General features: G+C 42.4%; 16 protein-coding genes. 14 read left to right on the plus strand and 2 right to left on the minus strand.

Annotated features, from left to right (window positions below; translation table 11 throughout):
- The 4 genes from alaS (at window position 1) to EKQ44_RS11570 (ending at window position 3,895) form a co-directional block, all read left to right on the plus strand.
- Window positions 1–2,634, plus strand: coding sequence for an alanine--tRNA ligase (alaS, locus tag EKQ44_RS11555; RefSeq protein WP_237663706.1), 2,634 nt, complete (start codon window positions 1–3; stop codon window positions 2,632–2,634).
- A gap of 273 nt (window positions 2,635–2,907) precedes the next feature.
- Complete coding sequence (locus tag EKQ44_RS11560; protein WP_237663842.1) at window positions 2,908–3,174, plus strand: IreB family regulatory phosphoprotein; 267 nt, start codon at window positions 2,908–2,910, stop codon at window positions 3,172–3,174.
- A gap of 3 nt (window positions 3,175–3,177) precedes the next feature.
- Window positions 3,178–3,594 carry a Holliday junction resolvase RuvX gene (gene ruvX, locus EKQ44_RS11565; protein WP_237663707.1) on the plus strand — a complete coding sequence of 139 codons (417 nt, stop codon included), beginning with the start codon at window positions 3,178–3,180 and terminating at the stop codon, window positions 3,592–3,594.
- Between the two features lie 16 nt (window positions 3,595–3,610).
- On the plus strand, window positions 3,611–3,895 hold the full coding sequence (locus EKQ44_RS11570; RefSeq protein WP_237663708.1) for a DUF1292 domain-containing protein: 285 nt from the start codon (window positions 3,611–3,613) through the stop codon (window positions 3,893–3,895).
- Window positions 3,896–3,938: 43 nt separating this feature from the next.
- Here the strand turns inward: EKQ44_RS11570 and EKQ44_RS11575 are convergent, their stop codons facing one another.
- Window positions 3,939–4,400: an Rrf2 family transcriptional regulator gene (locus EKQ44_RS11575; RefSeq protein ID WP_237663709.1), complete on the minus strand. Its 462-nt coding sequence runs from the start codon at window positions 4,398–4,400 to the stop codon at window positions 3,939–3,941.
- Between the two features lie 246 nt (window positions 4,401–4,646).
- On the opposite strand from EKQ44_RS11575, the gene mltG reads away from it, so the two are divergent.
- The 9 genes from mltG (at window position 4,647) to EKQ44_RS11620 (ending at window position 14,402) form a co-directional block, all read left to right on the plus strand.
- Entirely contained in the window at window positions 4,647–5,786 is a 1,140-nt protein-coding gene (mltG, locus tag EKQ44_RS11580; protein ID WP_237663710.1) for an endolytic transglycosylase MltG, read from the plus strand.
- A gap of 355 nt (window positions 5,787–6,141) precedes the next feature.
- Window positions 6,142–6,804, plus strand: a complete 663-nt coding sequence (locus EKQ44_RS11585) for an O-methyltransferase (protein ID WP_237663711.1) — start codon at window positions 6,142–6,144, stop codon at window positions 6,802–6,804.
- Window positions 6,801–7,727 (plus strand): peptidase U32 family protein, encoded by a 927-nt coding sequence (locus tag EKQ44_RS11590; RefSeq protein WP_237663712.1) that lies wholly within the window; start codon window positions 6,801–6,803, stop codon window positions 7,725–7,727. The genes EKQ44_RS11585 and EKQ44_RS11590 overlap by 4 nt, the downstream gene beginning before the upstream one ends.
- A 21-nt stretch (window positions 7,728–7,748) precedes the next feature.
- Window positions 7,749–9,020 (plus strand): peptidase U32 family protein, encoded by a 1,272-nt coding sequence (locus EKQ44_RS11595; RefSeq protein ID WP_237663713.1) that lies wholly within the window; start codon window positions 7,749–7,751, stop codon window positions 9,018–9,020.
- Window positions 9,021–9,024: 4 nt separating this feature from the next.
- The gene (gene udk, locus EKQ44_RS11600; protein ID WP_237663714.1) at window positions 9,025–9,660 is read left to right on the plus strand and encodes a uridine kinase; all 636 of its coding nucleotides are present in this window, start codon (window positions 9,025–9,027) and stop codon (window positions 9,658–9,660) included.
- Between the two features lie 162 nt (window positions 9,661–9,822).
- On the plus strand, window positions 9,823–10,296 hold the full coding sequence (gene greA / locus EKQ44_RS11605) for a transcription elongation factor GreA (protein ID WP_237663715.1): 474 nt from the start codon (window positions 9,823–9,825) through the stop codon (window positions 10,294–10,296).
- A 274-nt stretch (window positions 10,297–10,570) separates the two neighbouring features.
- On the plus strand, window positions 10,571–12,346 hold the full coding sequence (locus EKQ44_RS11610; RefSeq protein WP_237663716.1) for a peptidoglycan D,D-transpeptidase FtsI family protein: 1,776 nt from the start codon (window positions 10,571–10,573) through the stop codon (window positions 12,344–12,346).
- Window positions 12,347–12,439: 93 nt separating this feature from the next.
- On the plus strand, window positions 12,440–13,117 hold the full coding sequence (locus tag EKQ44_RS21580; RefSeq protein ID WP_237663717.1) for a YrrS family protein: 678 nt from the start codon (window positions 12,440–12,442) through the stop codon (window positions 13,115–13,117).
- Window positions 13,118–13,442: 325 nt separating this feature from the next.
- On the plus strand, window positions 13,443–14,402 hold the full coding sequence (locus tag EKQ44_RS11620; protein ID WP_237663718.1) for a nuclease-related domain-containing protein: 960 nt from the start codon (window positions 13,443–13,445) through the stop codon (window positions 14,400–14,402).
- 45 nt (window positions 14,403–14,447) lie between these two features.
- Here the strand turns inward: EKQ44_RS11620 and EKQ44_RS11625 are convergent, their stop codons facing one another.
- Entirely contained in the window at window positions 14,448–14,657 is a 210-nt protein-coding gene (locus tag EKQ44_RS11625; protein ID WP_237663719.1) for a YrzA family protein, read from the minus strand.
- A gap of 215 nt (window positions 14,658–14,872) precedes the next feature.
- Here EKQ44_RS11625 and EKQ44_RS11630 point away from each other — a divergent pair, with 215 nt between their 5' ends.
- Window positions 14,873–15,514 carry a class I SAM-dependent methyltransferase gene (locus EKQ44_RS11630; protein ID WP_237663720.1) on the plus strand — a complete coding sequence of 214 codons (642 nt, stop codon included), beginning with the start codon at window positions 14,873–14,875 and terminating at the stop codon, window positions 15,512–15,514.
- The last annotated feature ends 2 nt before the right edge of the window (window positions 15,515–15,516 follow it).

The following is a 15,516-nucleotide window of genomic DNA, read 5'->3' on the forward strand; positions in this document are numbered from 1 at the left end:
ATGAAACACCTAACATCCGCTCAAGTTCGACAAATGTTCCTGGACTTCTTCAAAGAAAAAGGCCATGCCGTAGAACCCAGCGCATCCCTTGTTCCACACGAAGACCCATCCCTATTATGGATCAACAGTGGAGTTGCAACCTTAAAAAAATACTTCGATGGCCGTGTCATCCCAGCAAATCCCCGAATTTGCAATGCACAAAAATCGATCCGTACCAATGATATTGAAAACGTAGGAAAAACAGCCCGACATCATACTTTCTTTGAAATGCTTGGTAACTTCTCCATCGGAGAGTACTTCAAGAAAGAAGCAATTGACTGGGCGTGGGAGTTCCTTACAAGTGAAAAATGGATCGGGTTTGAAGCGGAAAAACTTTCTGTCACCATCCATCCTGAAGATGAGGAAGCATATCAATATTGGAATGAAGTGATTGGTGTTCCTGCAGAAAGAATTATTCGACTCGAGGGTAACTTCTGGGACATCGGTGAAGGCCCAAGTGGACCGAATACGGAGATATTCTATGACCGTGGTGAAAGCTATGGCAATGACCTGAATGATCCAGAACTATACCCAGGTGGAGAGAACGAACGCTATCTCGAAATTTGGAACCTTGTATTTTCTGAGTTCAACCACAACCCAGACCATACTTATACACCACTTCCAAAGAAAAATATTGATACAGGTATGGGCCTCGAGCGTATGGTATCTGTCATTCAAGATGTACCGACCAACTTTGATACAGACCTTTTCATTCCGATTATACAAGCGACTGAAAAAGTATCTGGCGAAAAGTATCGAACAAACGAGGAAAAAGATACGGCATTTAAAGTAATTGCTGATCATATCCGTACGGTGACATTTGCAGTTGGTGACGGTGCCCTTCCTTCTAATGAAGGACGCGGCTATGTTCTTCGTCGCCTCTTAAGAAGAGCAGTTCGTTACGCTAAACAACTTGGCATCAACCGTCCATTTATGTATGAGCTTGTGCCGGTAGTGGCGGAAATCATGGTGGATTTCTACCCAGAGGTAAAAGAAAAACAGGATTTCATCCAGCGTGTGGTAAAAACAGAAGAAGAGCGTTTCCATGAAACACTAAATGACGGTTTGGCAATCCTATCTACCGTCATAGCAAAAGCGAAAGAGGAAGGCAGAACAGTCGTTTCCGGTGCAGATGCATTCCGTCTTTATGATACGTATGGTTTCCCGGTGGAATTAACAGAAGAGTATGTGGAAGAACAGGGCATGTCCCTTGATCACGATGGGTTTGAAAAAGAGATGGAAGGCCAGCGTGATCGTGCTCGTTCCGCTCGTCAGGACGCAAGCTCCATGCAGGTCCAATCCGGAGTTCTAGGGGAGATCCGTTCGGAAAGTAGCTTTATTGGGTATAACCAACTATCCGCAGATACAACACTCTCTGTCATCGTCAAAAATGGGGAGCTGGCAGATTTAGCTGAAACCGGCGATGAGGTACAAGTCATCTTGGCAGAAACACCTTTTTACGCCGAGAGTGGTGGACAGATTGCTGATCACGGATATATCGTGACCGAGTCCGGAAGAGGATTTGTGAAGGATGTTCAAAAAGCTCCTAACGGCCAAAATTTACACACCATCGTTGTAGAGGAAGGTGTGCTGAACAGAGAGCAAATGGTAAAAGCAGAAGTTCATGCAAAGAACCGTGCCCAAATCATCAAAAATCACACCGCTACGCACATTCTGCACCAAGCATTGAAAGATGTGCTTGGCACACATGTAAACCAAGCTGGTTCCCAGGTTACTGCAGACCGTCTTCGTTTTGACTTTTCACATTTTGGTCAGGTAACACAGGAAGAGATGGAACAAATAGAAGCAATCGTCAATGAAAAGATCTGGGCTAGCATGAATGTTGTCATTGAAAACAAGTCCATAACAGAAGCGAAAGCGATGGGGGCAATGGCATTATTCGGTGAAAAGTATGGAGATATCGTGCGCGTGGTCCAAGTTGGCGAGTATAGCCTAGAGCTTTGCGGAGGATGTCATGTACCGAATACTTCTGAGATTGGTCTATTCAAAATTGTGTCTGAGTCTGGAATTGGTGCAGGAACACGTCGTATGGAGGCCGTTACTGGTGAAGGTGCGTACCGTCTGTTGAACGATCAGGTTCAATTGCTGAAAGAAGCTGCTGCCAAATTGAAAACAAAACCACAAGAGGTAGGAGCAAGGATCGATGTTCTTCTTTCCGACATGAAGGAATTACAGCGTGAAAACCAATCTTTGGCTTCAAAGCTCGGAAACATCGAAGCAGCCAATCTTTCTTCTAAAGCAAAAGACATCAATGGAGTAACGATGCTAGTGAGCAAAGTGGCGGGTACAGACATGAATAACCTACGTACTATGGTGGATGATTTAAAAAACAAACTCGGTTCTGGTATCATAGTACTTGCAAGTGTACAAGATGGAAAAGTGAACATTTCTGCAGGTGTTACCAAAGATCTTATTGAAAAAGGGTACCATGCCGGCAAGGTTGTGAAAGAAGTAGCTACACGTTGTGGTGGCGGCGGTGGTGGTCGTCCTGATATGGCACAAGCAGGCGGAAAAAACCCGGAACAAGTCGATTCTGCATTACAATCTGTTGAAGATTGGATAAAATCCGTTTAACATTGCCGACATTTGGTGTACAATAAAGGTAACAATTGACAAGCAGATAGAAAAGGCCCAGTTAAAGGATATTGTTGAAAGAAAGATATCATAGCTGTTGGTTGGAGCACAGGGCGAAGACTCCGGCGGGAGGTAGCGCTTTAGGGGAGACCCCGCAGGCAAAGCCGAGGAGGCTCCACAAACGCCCTTAGGATAAGCGAAGCCTAGTGCGGAAACTAACAGCGGCTTTTAACAGAGCCCAGAAAATAGAAGTCTAAGAGAGAGGTGCAAATGATGAGCTCCTTTGACAAAACAATGAAATTTAACTTTCCGGAAGATGCATTGGAAGCTAATGTTGATGACGTATTAATAACGGTTTATGAGGCGTTGCAGGAAAAAGGGTACAATCCGATCAATCAAATCGTAGGTTACTTATTATCTGGGGATCCTGCCTATATCCCTCGTCATAAAGACGCGAGAACGCTTATTCGGAAAATTGAAAGGGACGAGCTAATTGAAGAATTGGTGAAGTCCTACTTAGAACAGCACCGCAAGGAGTAGTACATGCGCATTTTGGGCTTAGACGTCGGTTCCAAAACGGTGGGTGTGGCCATCAGCGATGAAATGGGATGGACTGCACAAGGTTTGGAAACGATAAAAATTGATGAAGCAATTAAAAATTTGGGCTTTAAGCGATTGAAGCAAATTATCGCAGAATATAAGCCTGATAAAGTGGTGATAGGACTACCCAAAAACATGAATGGCTCCATCGGACCCAGGGGAGAAGCCAGCAAGCACTATGGCGAGATGCTGACCTCCAAAACCGGGCTGCCTGTCATCTATTGGGATGAACGTCTTTCTACTGTAGCAGCAGAAAGGATTCTTCTCTCTGCTGACGTAAGTAGAAAAAAAAGAAAGCAAGTAATTGACAAGATGGCTGCAGTTGTTATTTTACAAGGATATTTAGACAGCCAACAATAAATTAGAGGTGAGCAGAATGGAACACGGAGAACAAAATATTACAGTAGTAGACGAAAACGGGAACGAACAATTATGTGAGGTGCTTTTCACATTTGACTCAGAGGAGTTTGGAAAGTCATATGTACTTTACTATCCTGTCGGAGCAGATAATGATGATCAAGATGACATTGAAATCCATGCTTCCAGCTTCGTTCCAAGCGAGTCAGAAGAAGGCGGCGACCTTCAGCCAGTTGAAACGGATGAAGAGTGGGACATGATCGAAGAAATGTTGAACACGTTCTTGGCGGAAGAAGAAGAGTAAGAATACAAAAGAGAGCAAGCAGAAAATTCTGTTTGCTCTCTTTTTATGTGCTGCCTTCTCCTTGTTTCTGCTCGGGAAACAGTAAGGAGGTCAGCTGTTCTTTATTTGTGATTAAATCATTTAAGGTATATTGGTCCAACACAGAAAGAAATGCTTGAAGTGCCTGATATAAGACGCCCTTTAATTTACAATTAGGGGAAATGATACAGGAAGAATGCTCCTGGAAACACTCCACCATATGAAAGTCTTCCTCCGTCTCGCGCACTAGCTTTCCAATGTTTATATTTTCCGGTAAAACTGCAAGCTTCAAGCCCCCATTACGTCCACGTATCGTTTCTACGTAGCCGAGTTTTCCAAGGTTAAAGGTGACTTTCATCAAGTGATTCTTGGAAATCTTATAGGATTCCGCAATCTCCTTGATTTGTACAAGCCTATTCTCCTCAGGCAAACTAGCTAAATACAATAAAACTCTCAATGAGTAATCAGTGTATAGTGTAAGTTTCATATTGTCCCTCCACATTTATCTTACCATAATCTCTATCCTGAATGAAAATGGAAAAACTACTAAATGGAAACTAGAACAACTTCCTAATAAATTCAAAAATATCAGGACAAAAGTAATGCTTAGCTCAAGAAAAATGATAAAATATGATGTAGGAATGTGTCGGAAAAACAAAATTGCTTGTTTTTTTGTCAAAAATATAATGAAATTGTTGTATAATTAATTGGTGTGCGAGAGGGGGGCTTTTTGTTGTCAGATAAAAATAATAAGGACAGTATTCAAGAAAAGTTGAAAGAGAAGCATTTTGAAGCGAAGATTGTTCGCCGCATCGTTTTTACCGTATTCGTCATTCTTATGCTTGCCTTGACCGGAATTATCGGTGGCGGTTATTTCTATATAAAAAATGCATTAAAGCCAGTGAACGAGGAATCAACAGAAACTGTAATGGTGGATATTCCGATCGGATCATCTCCAACCGCGATAGGTAATATCCTGGAAGATAATGGAATTATACATAATGGTAAAGCTTTCCGCTATTATGTAAAGTTCAAAAATGAATCCGGTTTTCAGGCAGGGGAGTATGAATTAAGTCCTTCCATGAATCTGGATGAAATCGTCGGCTTCTTGAAAGAGGGGAAGGTACAGCAGGATGTCCTTTTCACGATTACCATCCCCGAGGGAAGACAACTGGAACAGATTGCTGTCATTCTTGAAAACAGAATCGGTCTTAAAGAAAAGGAATTCCTTGAAACCGTCAATGATAAAGAGTTCATAGAAAGCATGATGGAAAAATATCCGAATGTTGTGACGGATGAGGTTCTGAATGAGGATATAAAATATGCTTTAGAAGGATATCTGTTCCCTGCAACATATCCTTTCTATGTGGAGAATCCGACTGCAGAAGAGGTCATTGACGTCATGCTTCAGAAAACGAGTGAAATACTTGCAGATGACGAAGTTCGAATCGGCATGGCAAATAGAGATTTGACTCCGCATCAATTATTGACATTGGCAAGTCTCATAGAGGCAGAGGCTACCGTGCAAACCGATCGGGAAAGCATCTCAAGTGTCTTTTACAATCGAATGGATGTGGGCATGCCTCTTCAAACCGATCCGACCGTACTGTATGCTTTAGGGGAACACAAAGAGAGAACATTATATGAGCACCTTGAAGTGGATTCTCCGTATAACACCTATAAACATCAAGGTCTGCCTCCTGGTCCGATCGCCAATGCAGGTGTGTCTTCGCTACAGGCGGCAATGCACCCTGCGGAGACAGAGTACTATTACTTCCTTGCGACTCCGGATGGAGAAGTGTTATTCAACGAAACACTTGAAGAGCATAATAACGATAAGAACCAATATATTACTAATCAAGACAACAGTTAGGGCTGTAGGGGAAGTGCGAAATTAATTCGCATTCCCCATTTTTTTGTGGTAAAATATATCGAGTTGTTTTGAACTGAAAAGTATTTATTACAAAAAGAGGGTTCCTCCTATGAGGTCACCTCTATTTTCTTTGTTTATGGAAACTATTTGACCTATAAACATCTCTAGGTTTCCGTTCCAGGTGTTTGCTTATCCAGAGGGCGATGCTTGAGCCTCCTCACAACGCTTCAGGGGTCTCAACCTACCGCTACCTCCCGCGGGGGTCTCACACCTTGCACTTCAATCTAGAGGGGAATTGACCCAACATCAATGTTTTTCAAAACCTTGTTTAAATAGAAGAAGGAGGCTGCCTAGATTGGAAGCCAATGAAAATAAAGTAATTACTTACCTTGATTCCCTTGTCCCCACAAGAAACGATTTAGTTACAAAAATGGAAAAGCTTGCACAATTGGAAAATGTTCCGATTATGGATCTTGTAGGTATGGAGACATTGCTCCAGCTATTGAGACTGTCGCAACCAAGAAGAATCCTTGAAATCGGTGCTGCAATCGGATATTCGGCCATTCGAATGGCACAAGCAATACCGGATGTAACCATTGTCACAATCGAGCGCGAGGAGCATAGGTACCAACAAGCAAAGCAACACATCGCTGAAGCTGGGCTTTCCGAGCGTATTGAGTTGATTTTTGGGGATGCCTTAGAGGTGCAGGCACAAATAGCACAGCAAGGTCCATTTGATCTAATTTTTGTGGATGCAGCAAAGGGGCAATATGAGCGTTTTTTTACGATGTATGAGCCTCTATTGAATGACTTGGGTGTCATCATTACTGATAATGTACTGTTCCGTGGGCTGGTAGCTGAGAACCAGGAAACCATTGAACCGAAGAGAATAAGAAATCTCGTGAAGAAAATTGACTCCTATAACAGATGGCTGATGGAACATCCAGATTATATAACTACCATCCTGCCTGTGGGAGATGGAATTGCCATCAGTAAAAAAAGAGGTGAAAGAATATGAAGAAACCTGAACTGTTAGTGACTCCAATTGATCTGGAAAATATGAAAGACCTGATGGACGCTGGCGCGGATGCATTCGTCATCGGCGAACAACGTTATGGTTTGCGCCTGGCTGGGGAATTTGACAGAGCTCAATTGAAAGAGGCGATTACACTCGCACACAATCAGGACAAAAAGGTTTATGTGGCTATGAATGCACTCTTTCATAACGAAAAAGTGGAAGAGCTTTCCGACTATCTGCAATTTTTGAACGAAGTGAATGCTGATGCCGTAATCTTTGGAGATCCAGCAGTGTTGATGGCAGCAAAGGAAGTTGCGCCAGATATGAAGCTACACTGGAATACCGAAACGACGGCAACCAATTATTACACCTGTAATTATTGGGGCAGAAAAGGTTCAAAGCGTGCGGTTCTGGCTCGTGAAATAAACATGGATTCCATTGTGGAAATCAAAGAAAATGCGGAAGTGGAAATAGAGGTACAGGTGCATGGCATGACCTGTATGTTCCAATCGAAGCGTTCCCTGATCGGTCACTATTTCGAATACCAAGGGAAAACAATGGAAGTGGAAAAAGGAAAAGAAAGAGCGATGCTTCTCCATGATAAAGAACGTAATAACAAGTATCCTGTTTATGAAGATGAGAATGGAACCCATATCATGAGTCCAAATGATATGTGCATCATTGATGAATTAGAAGAAATGATTGATGCGGAAGTGGACAGCTTCAAAATTGACGGGGTGCTCCAAACTTCTGAATATATGGTGGAAGTGACAAAACGCTACCGCAAAGCAATCGATTTGTGCGTGGAAAATAGAGAGCAATATGAAGAAATCAAAGAGGATCTTCTAAGTGAACTGGAAGAGCTGCAGCAGGATCACCGCCCACTGGATACAGGGTTCTTCTTTAAGGAAACAGTTTATTAAGTAGAAAAGGAGGTAGCCTTTATGACAACCTACGTGAATGATAAAATTTCTAAAATAGTAGATGGCAAGCGTGTAATTGTGAAGAAACCCGAATTGCTTGCCCCTGCAGGTAATCTCGAAAAACTGAAAATTGCCGTCCAGTATGGGGCTGACGCCGTTTTTATCGGTGGGCAGGAATATGGACTGCGTTCCAACGCCGGCAACTTCACTTTTGAAGAAATGGCGGAAGGGGTACAGTTTGCAGAAAGATTTGGGGCAAGAATATACGTTACTACCAATATATTCGCCCATAACGAAAACATGGATGGCCTTGATGAATATCTTATCGGCATTGAAAAAGCAGGGGTCCATGGTATTATCGTGGCAGACCCCCTTATTATCGAAACCTGCCGCAGAGTGGCTCCTAAGCTTGAAGTACACTTAAGTACTCAGCAATCCTTGTCCAACTGGAAAGCTGTCCAGTTCTGGAAAGAGGAAGGATTGGAGCGAGTTGTGCTTGCGCGTGAGACAAGTGCGGAAGAGATCCGTGAAATGAAAGAAAAGGTGGACATCGAGATTGAAACGTTCATCCACGGTGCTATGTGTATCGCCTATTCCGGACGTTGTACGCTAAGTAATCATATGACAGCACGTGACTCTAACCGAGGTGGTTGTTGCCAGTCCTGCCGTTGGGACTACGATCTGTATGAGCTGAAAGACGGTGAAGAGAAAGCATTGTTTGCCGAAAACGATTCACCATTCGCTATGAGTCCTAAGGATTTGAAGTTGATTGAATCCATTCCAAGAATGATAGAGCTTGGAATCGACAGCTTGAAAATTGAAGGACGTATGAAATCCATTCACTACGTGGCTACAGTGGTGAGCGTGTACCGCAAAGTGATTGACGCTTATTGTGCAGACCCAGACAACTTCATCATCCAACAGGAATGGCTGGAAGAGCTTGATAAATGTGCAAACCGTGAAACGGCGCCTGCTTTCTTTGAAGGTGTTCCAGGGTATAAAGAGCAGATGTTTGGTAACCATAGCAAGAAGACTGCCTTTGACTTTGTGGGACAGGTACTTGACTATGACGCGGAAACGCAAATGGTAACATTGCAACAACGGAACTTTTTCAAGCCTGGTGAAGAGGTAGAATTTTTCGGACCTGAAATGGATAACTTCACCCAGAAGATAGAGAAAATATGGGATGAAAAGGGCAATGAATTAGATGCGGCCCGTCATCCCTTGCAGATCGTGAAATTCAGAGTGGAAAAACCGGTCTATCCAAATAACATGATGCGAAAGGGGCAGTAAGGAAATGGGGAAGAAACCGATCGTAATCGGGGTAGCTGGAGGTTCTGGCTCAGGTAAAACTAGTGTAACGAAAGCAATTTTTGATCATTTTACAGAGAAGTCCATCCTGATGCTTGAACAGGATTACTATTACAAGGATCAAGCAGATGTACCAATGGAAGAGAGATTGAAAACCAACTATGATCATCCGCTTGCATTCGACAACGATCTGTTGATTGAGCACATTGAGAACTTATTACAATATGATACCGTGAAAAAGCCGGTTTATGATTACACACTTCATACAAGGTCCTCTCAGGTGATTGAAGTAGAACCGAAGGATGTTATTATTGTAGAAGGAATTTTGGTATTAGAAGACGAGCGTTTGCGTAACTTAATGGATATAAAGCTTTTTGTGGACACAGATGCCGACATCCGCATCATCCGCCGCATGCTTCGTGACATCAAGGAACGTGGACGTACCATTGATTCTGTCATCGAACAATATGTAACCGTAGTCCGACCGATGCATAACCAATTCATTGAACCGACGAAGAGATATGCAGATATTATTATCCCTGAAGGTGGACAAAACCACGTTGCCATCGACCTGATGGTAACAAAAATTCAAACAATTCTTGAACAAAAAGAGATTTTGTAATAACATATGAGAAGCTAGAGAATTTTCCAATTGTGGAAGGGACGACGATGTATTCCATTAAATGGGTACATCTTTTTCCACATTTACATAGGCTTTGAACTTTATTGCCATAAAGATACAACGTAAATTGGGGAATGCAATTACTAGAAGGAGTGAATAGTCATGGCACAAGAGAAAGTATATCCAATGACACAAGCTGGGAAAGACAAGCTTGTACAAGAATTAGAAAACTTGAAATCCGTAAGACGTAAAGAAGTGGTAGAACGTATTAAGATAGCGCGTAGCTTCGGAGACCTTTCCGAGAACTCCGAGTATGATTCCGCAAAAGAAGAGCAGGCGTTCGTGGAAGGCCGTATCACGCTTCTTGAGCAAATGGTCCGTAACGCAAAAATCATCCAGGAAGACAAGGAAACAGATGCAGTAGGTCTAGGAAAGACAGTAACATTTGTTGAGCTTCCAGATGGAGAAGAAGAAACATACACTATCGTGGGTAGTGCTGAAGCTGATCCATTCGAAGGCAACATCTCCAACGAATCCCCAATGGGAAGCTCCCTTATGGGCAAACGTGTAAACGATGAAGTAACCATCCAAACTCCAGGCGGAGAAATGAACGTGAAAATCGTTTCTGTAAAATAAGATTATAAAAGCTGTTACTGTAAATTTGTTGGTATTTTAAAGTTAGATGGATTAGTAAATTGGAGCGAAAGGCACTCGACTCCGGCGGGAGGTAGCGGTAGACTTGAGACCCCGCAACAAAGTGAGGAGGCTTAAGCACCGCCCCGCGGAAAGCGAGTGCCTGTAGCGAAAAGGAACGGTCAACCTTTCAAACTAATAACATAAATTTCTTCGAAAACAGCCTTTTGATTAAAAAAACCCCACCTCGTCAACAATGTTGATGAGGTGTTTTTTTATGCAACGGTTAATCAGAGGGAGAATCAATAAACTTGGAATCTGTGTGATCCTGCTATTAAGCCTGCTAATCGGCAGGCTTGTTCAAGTGCAGCTAATCAGCACCGAATCCTTTACAAAAGACCATATTAATCTTATCGAAGCAAGTGTCAAGCAGCGGACACAATCCCTCGTCATCGATGAAGGGCGTGGCCGGTTCATTGACCGAAATGGATTACCGCTAACTCATGACTATTTTCCAAGTGTCATCTTGTTTCCATTTTTGAACGGACTTGATTGGCCAAAAGATGAACTTGGAAGCATTCTAGGAATGAGCACCAATGAAATTGATCGTTTGCTTGCGGATGCTGAGAAGCCGGTAGTACTCTCAGAAAGTCTGACGGAAGAGAAGATGGAGAAGATTAATGATCTTGACTATCCAGGCGTGGTTGCGTTGTATCGTCAATTCAAGCTCGAGGATAATATCGCTGAGCATGTAATAGGAATGACCGGGGAAGATGCAGATACGTTTTTGAAGCGGTATCCTGAAAAAGTGTCAAAAGAAAATTACTCTCCTCATACGCCAATCGGTGTATCGGGCTTGGAGCAGGCTTTTGACGAAATCATCCTTCCGGAAGGATCCACCAAGCTTCTCTATCACGTAGATCGCTATGGTGGTCCATTGTTTGGTATCGATGTTCGGTATATGTCACCGTCGAATGCCTATTATCCTCTATCTGTGAAGACAACCCTTGATAAGAATATCCAACAGATGGCGGAAAAAGTATTAGATGACTATCAGGTGAAAAAGGGTGGTTTGGTAGTTATCGACATTGCTACAAATGAAGTGGTAGCCATGGCTTCTAGACCTGCCACGAATCCCGAAAATCCTATTAAAGGTCCGGGTGCCCATAATTTGATGCTAGAGCCCCATTTTCCTGGCTCTGTTTTCAAAACGGTCGTAACAGCAGCTGCGATTGAAGAAAACATGGTAGATAAAGAGATGGCGTATAATTGTGACCTAGACATTAGGGGAAACCTTCTTGATGATGAAAAGAAACGGATGGGTACACTTAATCTCGAAACAAGTTTCGCTCAAAGCTGCAATTATACTTTTGGCGAAATTGGAAAACAGTTGGTAGCAAAAGACCGGGATGTGTTGGACAGGTACGCAGAAATGATGGGGCTGACAGGGACAATCGGTTGGCATGGAGATATGTTCGGCTTTGAAGACTTCACTCAAATCCCTTCCGAAAAAGAGAACATCGTCTGGTCAGATGATAAGGAAAAAGGTGTCCCGCTCGCAGTGGCCCAAACCTCCATCGGCCAAAAGGATGTAAAGGTGACACCGCTTGCCGTAGCCAATATGATGGCGACCATCGCCCGGGGAGGCAAGTCAAAAGAAGTGAAGCTTGTCAGTGACATCCTTTACAAAAACGGGACATCGCTCTACACATTTCCGGAGCATGACAGAAAGGTAGACAAGCTATCCCCTTACACGGTCATGCAGCTCCAACATCTTCTGAGAGAAGTGGTGGCAGCAGATACGGGAACGGGATGGAGGATGAGGGACTTACCTTATGAGGTAGCGGGAAAAAGCGGTACTGCCCAGACTGGAAAGGTTATAGAGGGAGACAGGGAACTGTTAAATAGATGGTTCGCGGGATATTTTCCCATCCAAAGCCCTAAATATGCCATGGTGATGGTAGAGTTGGACGTGTTGGATGAGAACAATGTCTCATCTGTCTATGTGGAGATGGTCCAACAGCTGTACAATCTGGAAAACCCGGAACGATAATACCAATCCTTTTCACTGTGCTTTTTATAGTATTGATGGTACAATAAACTATTGTAATTATACTATATATGGCTTTGACTAGGAGGGACTGTCGTGTCTTTAAACTTTAACAAAGGTGGCTCACGTTACGGCCGAACAACCAAACGCAAAAAAACAAACATGATCTTGAATATCCTGATTGGTGTTGTATTCATATTTATCATTGTTCTAGCATCTTCTCTGTTCTTTGGAAAAAATAATCCAGAAAAAGACAGCGAAAACCAGCTGGCAACAGAAGAACAAGAATTAAACGAAACACAAGAAAACGAAGCAGCAGAAGAAGAAACTGAGGAAGCTGCTCCACCGCAAGAAAAGGAAAAGCCTGAATCTGAGGAAGCTGACGAAGCTGACGAGGAAGAAAAGGAAGAGGAGTCCAACGAGTCTGTCGAATCCGAAACAGAGGTTTCTGAAAACTCCGATGACCCTAACGTCATCAAAACGATGACAAATCCTGGATGGGGTCCTGTCGGCACAACTCAGTCCGAACCACATACTTCCGTCTATGACGAAGGCCATGTTGACTGGAAAGAAAAGTTGGATGCTGTTCATGCGGCAACCGGCCTGAACAGTGGGGACTACACCTTGTACTTCCTAGGTAATGGCGGGAGCGAGCACTTGGCTGTAGCTTCCATTAAGGACAAATCCACAGGTGAAAACTTCAAAGTTTACTTGGAGTGGGTGACCAACAAAGGTTGGAAGCCAACAAAGGTGGAGCAGGTTAAGTCATTGTAATATATAAGTGAGAGTGTTAGTGTGGTGGGCCTATCCCTTTGGGGGTGGGTTTTTTTTATTGGGATGGGGTTGTTTAGTATAGGGGCGGGAGGTTCGCTACTCATATCGAATTTTGCGATATTATGTCGAACTGCTCGTAAAAGTTGCGTAACTGCTCGTATTTTTAATTAACGGAAAATAAAAGTTGCCTAACTACTCGTAAATTTGAATAACGGAAAATAAAAAGAGAGTTTGGGGATTTCAAACTCCTTTATTAAAAAATAGTAGCAGGAAATCAAGGGGGAGGAAGAGAATACAGTTAAAAGTCCAAAAAAGGAGGTGCAAAATGATCCAAAAACAGAGAGAAAAGTCCCATAGGCTTCTAACACATGAGGCAGGAATGCGAAGAGTTCCCAAAAATCATCCTAAATTTCCAATAATGGAAAAGGAACATGGTAGATTGTTCTATGGCCATAAAGGTGAGGAGGCCATGGATTACTTTTTAACCTTTCTGCCTGATGACAAATATTTAATTCTTAATAGTCTAAGGCTTGAAGATCCAAAAGGTAGGTTTTTTCAGATGGATACAGTGCTTCTTTCGCAAACCCATTGTATTATAGTAGATTCAAAATATATAAATGGTGTTTTGGAGTTTGATGAACAAGCAAATCAACTTTTACGACATTTACCCGATAATGGTGATATAGAAAAGCTAAGTGATCCAATTTCTCAAATGGTACGGCAAAGTCATCAGCTTGCACTTTGGTTTGAGAAGCATAACTTCCCCCCGATCCCAATCTCAAGTCTTATAGCTTTAACCCATACGAATGCCACACTTATTAAGACAACACCCTCCGTTCGAAAAAAAGTCACTTTTCATACAAACTTACCAAACAGAATAAAAGAAATTGACGATAATCATTCTACTGAACATATGAGTAGGAAAGAACTTCTTAAACTCTCCAAACTAATGATCAAAAAGCATACTCCTGATAAGTTTAATTTCCTTGGCTATTATAAGATACAGCCCCATGAGTTAATACCAGGAGTGATATGTTCTACATGTGCATCTTCCCCAATGCGTAAAAAAAGAACGATATGGTATTGTTTAAAATGTGGGGCGTGCTCAAAGATCACTCATCTTGATGCGCTTTCGGATCATAAACTATTGATTGGAGCTGTAATCACTAATAAAGGAATAAGGTGGTTCCTACAACTACCGACAAGAACAGCTACTTCTAAATACTTATCATCATTAAATCTCAGATTTGAAGGAGACTATAAAGGCAGGAAATACTTTTTATAGGGAAAGCCCCCAAAAACGCCCACTCCCGAGCGTTCCTCCATACCATCATTTCCCTTTCAACTTAAAATGCACCACCGCACTATACAACCGTCTACCTTCCTCATCCACATGCATCTGATGTGACACAGAATGCACACCCAACATTATTGCTCGGTTATGATCAATTTGTTCATTTAACTTCTTTTCCAACGTTTTCAAGTCAAGTGCTTCAAAAAACTCCACTTTATCTTCCAATAAACTAAATTCAAAGTTCATAATTCCTAGTCCTTTCGTCGGCTTTATTTTACAGAAAAATCAGAACGATTGTAAACGTTCCCATCCTTCTATTATCAGCTTTCTTTGTACATCGTACCAAACATTTTCGTTGTAGAAAATAGAAAGATGTGATAGATTAAGAACAGTAATTTTTTAAAAACATACTATACTCATAGGAATTGTATAAATTATTGGGATAGGTGGAGTGATCATCAATGGGGCGTGAATTCGTCGAACTGTTTAATGATTGGGCAAACTATTATGATGCCACGGTGAGCGGGAAAGATCAGGAATATGCGGAGGTCTTCCGTGGATATGAGGATATATTAAAGGATGTGGCGGCAAAGGCATTGAGTCCTGTCGTGGAGTTCGGGGTTGGTACAGGGAATCTAACTGCCGAGCTGTTGAAAGAAGGGCATAAAGTCTATGCTATTGAGCCTTCCAAAACAATGCGGGAGAAGGCGGCGGAAAAGCTGCCCGAGACGGTCAGCATTGAAGACGGGGACTTTTTAAGTTTCCCTGCACCACCGGAATCGATCCAATCCATAGTCAGCACTTATGCGTTTCATCATCTGACGGATAAAGAAAAAGAAGAAGCGGTGGCGCACTATGGAAAGTTACTTGATAAAGGTGGTAAAATAGTATTTGCTGATACGGTCTTTGAAAATGAAGAGGCGTACAGAGCGACAATTGAACAGGCAGAAAAGCATACGTTTCTGAATTTGGCGAACGATTTAAGAACGGAATACTATACAACGATGGGGGTTCTCACCGTAATTTTTGAAAAACATGGTTTTAAGGTGGAGTTCCAGCGTTTTAATCATTTTGTCTGGGTAATGGAAGCGACGAAACAATAGTA

It is taken from the genome of Sutcliffiella horikoshii (assembly GCF_021991925.1).
Classification (GTDB): Bacteria; Bacillota; Bacilli; order Bacillales; family Bacillaceae_I; genus Sutcliffiella_A; species Sutcliffiella_A horikoshii_F.